The sequence below is a fragment of the Kitasatospora sp. NPDC057198 genome (genome assembly GCF_042670125.1).
In the GTDB taxonomy this organism is placed as follows: Bacteria; Actinomycetota; Actinomycetes; order Streptomycetales; family Streptomycetaceae; genus Kitasatospora.
On sequence record NZ_JBHUWH010000646.1, the window covers coordinates 1 to 3,492 of the forward strand.

Annotated in this window: 5 protein-coding genes; 1 reads left to right on the forward strand and 4 read right to left on the reverse strand. The window is 78.0% G+C overall.

The features are described 5' to 3' along the window. The coding region (locus tag ACFUEL_RS37110) for an SbcC/MukB-like Walker B domain-containing protein (protein ID WP_380242214.1) at window positions 1–990 on the forward strand (990 nt) is incomplete at its 5' end. A 51-nt stretch (window positions 991–1,041) separates the two neighbouring features. Here the strand turns inward: ACFUEL_RS37110 and ACFUEL_RS37115 are convergent. The 4 genes from ACFUEL_RS37115 to ACFUEL_RS37130 all read right to left on the reverse strand — a co-directional run bounded on the left by ACFUEL_RS37115 (window position 1,042) and on the right by ACFUEL_RS37130 (window position 3,246). After that, on the reverse strand, window positions 1,042–1,896 hold the full coding sequence (locus ACFUEL_RS37115) for an alpha/beta fold hydrolase (protein WP_380242215.1): 855 nt from the start codon (window positions 1,894–1,896) through the stop codon (window positions 1,042–1,044). 4 nt (window positions 1,897–1,900) lie between these two features. Further along, window positions 1,901–2,140 carry a hypothetical protein gene (locus tag ACFUEL_RS37120; protein WP_380242217.1) on the reverse strand — a complete coding sequence of 80 codons (240 nt, stop codon included), beginning with the start codon at window positions 2,138–2,140 and terminating at the stop codon, window positions 1,901–1,903. Window positions 2,141–2,167: 27 nt separating this feature from the next. Then, window positions 2,168–2,701, reverse strand: a complete 534-nt coding sequence (locus ACFUEL_RS37125; RefSeq protein ID WP_380242219.1) for a pyridoxamine 5'-phosphate oxidase family protein — start codon at window positions 2,699–2,701, stop codon at window positions 2,168–2,170. A gap of 122 nt (window positions 2,702–2,823) precedes the next feature. Continuing rightward, on the reverse strand, window positions 2,824–3,246 hold the full coding sequence (locus ACFUEL_RS37130; RefSeq protein ID WP_380242221.1) for a secondary thiamine-phosphate synthase enzyme YjbQ: 423 nt from the start codon (window positions 3,244–3,246) through the stop codon (window positions 2,824–2,826). Window positions 3,247–3,492: the final 246 nt, after the last annotated feature.

Sequence of the window (3,492 nt, forward strand, 5' to 3'; positions counted from 1 at the left end):
GCGCTGTCCACCGCCACCACCGCCGTCCTGGACGCCGCCCGAGCCACCGCCACCGCCCGTACCCGCTGCGAGGAGAGCGCGGCGGCCCTGCACCGGGCCGCCCGCGACGCGGGCTTCGCCGACCTGGCGGCGCTGGACGCGGCCGCCCTGCCCCCGGACGAACTGGACGCGCTGCGGCGGAGGTTCAAGCAGCTCGACGCCGACCTCGAACTGGCCGACGCCCAGCTCGCCGACCCCGCCCTGCGGGCCGCCGCCGCGCTCCCGCCCGCCGCGGCCGAACCGGCCCGCGCGGCGGCCGTCCGGGCCGACGACCACCTCGCCGAGGCCCACTCCGCGCACGACCGGGCCCGCCGCCGGGTCGCCGACCTGGCCCGGATCGGCCGCGACCTGGCCGCACTGGCCGCCGAACTCGCCCCCGTCCTGGACGCGCACGCCCGGATCAGCCGGCTGGCCGCCCTGCTGGCCGGCGCCCCCGCCGAGAACGCCCTGCGGATGCGCCTGGAGTCGTACGTGCTGGCCGCCCGGCTGGAGCAGGTCGCCGCCGCCGCGACCCGCCGCCTGCTGAAGATGTCCGGCGGCCGCTACACCCTCGTCCACAGCGACGGCCTGGTCTCCGGCACCAAGCGCTCCGGCCTGTCCCTGCACGTGGTCGACGCCTGGACCGGCCGGGAGCGCGACACCGCCACCCTCTCCGGCGGCGAGTCCTTCTTCGCCTCGCTCGCCCTCGCCCTGGGCCTGGCCGACGTGGTCACCGACGAGGCCGGCGGCATGCCCCTGGACACCCTCTTCATCGACGAGGGCTTCGGCACCCTGGACGAGAACGCCCTCGAAGAGGTGATGGACGTCCTCGACTCGCTGCGCGAACGCGACCGCGCCGTCGGCATCGTCAGCCACGTCCCCGACCTGCGCACCCGCGTCCCCGCCCAACTGCTGGTCCGCAAGCACCGCACCGGCTCCACCGTCCACCACACCACCCGCGAGGACGCCTGACCGGCGCCCCGGCCCAGCGGTACCGGGTGCGGCCGTCCCCGACGGCCCGGCTCAGGCCCCGGCGCCCCGACCGTCGCCCTCGCGCCGCTCCCCCTCCGCCACGAACGCGGCCGCCAGCCGGCCCCAACTCCGCACGCCGGCAAGGGTGTGCGAGACGTGCAGCCGGGCGTCCGGCAGGTGCGCGGCCAGCGTGCGGGCGGTGGCCGGAGGGTGCAGCGGGTCGGTGTCCCAGGCGAGCAGCAGGACGGGGTGCGGGAGGTCGCGCAGCGCCTCGGGGTCGGGCAGGTCGGAGGCGGCAGCGGCCCGCAGCGCGGCCGGCAGCAGCGCCTCGGGCAGATCGAACCCGGTGGTGTACTGCGGGGCCCCGGCCAGGACGGCGGGCGGCCCGGACATCCGGGCGGCGGCGTCCAGCGCGCCCCGGCCGCGCCGCTCGACCAGGGTGGCGGCGGCGAGCAGCCCGCGGCGGCGGGGCTCCCGGGCGGCCCAGGCGACGGCGGGGACGGCCAGCACCAGGCGGTCGAAGCGCTCGGGGCGGGCGAGGGCGGCCCACAGCACGGTGGCGGCGCCCATCGAGGCGCCGAGCGCGGCGACGGGCGCGCCGGGCGAGAGGTGGTCGCACAGCGCCAGCAGGTCGGCGGCCAGCGCGGGGTAGTGGTAGTCGGCGGGGACGGCCCGGCCGGTGGACTCGCCGTGCCCGCGCGCGTCGTACCGGGCCAGCCGGTGCGTCGCGGTCAGCTCCGTCCAGTCGAACAGCCCGGCCCGCCGCTCGTGCGCCCGGCTGGAGAGCGCCCCGTGGGCGTGCACGGCGAGCGGGCCCCGGCCGCCGGTGGTGCTGTAGGCGAGGGTGGCGTGCGGCCGCTCCAGGCGCCCGTCGGGAACGGGGACGGGGGCGGGCAGCGCGGTCACGCGGTCAGCCGGAGCAGGCGGCGCGCTGGGCCTGCTGCCAGGTGCAGACGGGGCACAGCGGGCTGCCGGGCGCGTCGGCCGGGTACTCGGTCTCCTCGCCGCACAGCACGCACGCGGCCCGCTCCCCCGGCCCGCCCGGCCGCAGCCCGTGCAGCGCCTGCTCGGGGTCGGCGGACACCTCGCAGACCTGCTCGGTGACGGGCCGGGTCTGGTTCCGGGGCTCGGCCTCCGGCTGCTCTCCCATACCGGACAGGGTACGCCGGGCGGGCGGCTACCCGGCGGACGGGGCCGGCTCCCGGCGCTTCCAGAACTGGCGCGGGGCGTACCCCTTCCGGCGCAGCCAGTGCTCGGTGTAGACGATACGCTCGGCGTCCACCACGACCAGCGGTCCGCCCTGGGGTTCGTCCAGGCTCCGGCCGCGTTCGACGTGGTCGGCCTGCCAGCGGTAGGCGGGCCAGTAGTGGGCGAACTGCGGGTCGTCCTCCGTCAGCACCCGGGCCCGGCCGAAGACCTGGGCGCCGCGGCTGCTGGCCTGGCCGACCAGCGGGGCGAAGACGCCGATCGAGACCCGGGGGTCGGCGGCCAGGTTGCGCATCTTCGGGGAGTTCGGCGCGGCGGTGACGAGCAGCGCGAAGTCGAGGTGGAAGTACCGGACGGGGGTGGCCAGCGGGCCGTCGGGGCCGGTGGTGGCGAGCACGCACATGTTCTGCGAGGAGAGCAGGTTGAGGATGCGCTCTTCCAACTCGGGCCGCGGGAGCCGGGCTTCGGGAGCAGGACCGGAGAGCCAGGGGTTCGTCAGGGGCATGCGCCAGCATGGCACAGCGCGCGCACCCGGTGATCACCGGCCACCCGCCCGCACGCCCGCACGCCCGCCCGCCACAGCGGCGCCCGCCGCACCGCCGTGACCCGTGGGCTCCCGCCGGGCGGTCAGCCGAGGAAGGAGAGGCGGAGCTTGCGCTGCGGGTTGTCCCGGTTGGTGTCGATCAGGACGACGGACTGCCAGGTCCCGAGGGCGATCCGGCCGCCGACCACCGGCAGGGTGGCGTGCGGGGCGACCAGGCCGGGCAGGACGTGGTCCCGGCCGTGGCCGGGGCTGCCGTGGCGGTGCTCCCAGCGGTCGTCGGCGGGAAGCAGTTCGCGCAGCGCGGCGAGCAGGTCGTCGTCGCTGCCGGCGCCGGTCTCGATCACGGCGATGCCCGCGGTGGCGTGCGGGACGAAGACGTTGAGCAGTCCGTCGCGGCCGTCCGCGACCTCTCTCAGGAAGGCGTGGCAGCGGTCGGTGACGTCGAGGGCGGCCTCGTCGCGGCCGGTGGCGACGTCGAAGGTCTGGGTGTGGAAGGTGTCGGACATGGGGCCATCCTGGCCGATCTTGGGCCGCGCCCCGTAGGGGCCGCGGCCGATCGCCACCCGAGCGCCAGGGTGCTCGCCAGGGCGCGCCAGCGTGCCGCCAGGGGCGCGCCGGGGCGGAATCGAACGGCGGGGCGCGGGGCGGGCGGGGACGGGGCAGCTGGCGGGACGGTGCTCGGGGACGCCGAAGGCCCGACGGACTCCCCGTCCGTCGGGTCGTGGCAGCGGGCCGACCGCCGGGCGGGACGC

Bases quoted from the DNA above. Each gene is read 5' to 3' on its own strand.
- ACFUEL_RS37120 (WP_380242217.1), bottom strand. From the start codon at position 2,140: ATGGGAGAGCAGCCGGAGGCCGAGCCCCGGAACCAGACCCGGCCCGTC.
- ACFUEL_RS37125 (WP_380242219.1), bottom strand. From the start codon at position 2,701: ATGCCCCTGACGAACCCCTGGCTCTCCGGTCCTGCTCCCGAAGCCCGG.
- ACFUEL_RS37130 (WP_380242221.1), bottom strand. From the start codon at position 3,246: ATGTCCGACACCTTCCACACCCAGACCTTCGACGTCGCCACCGGCCGC.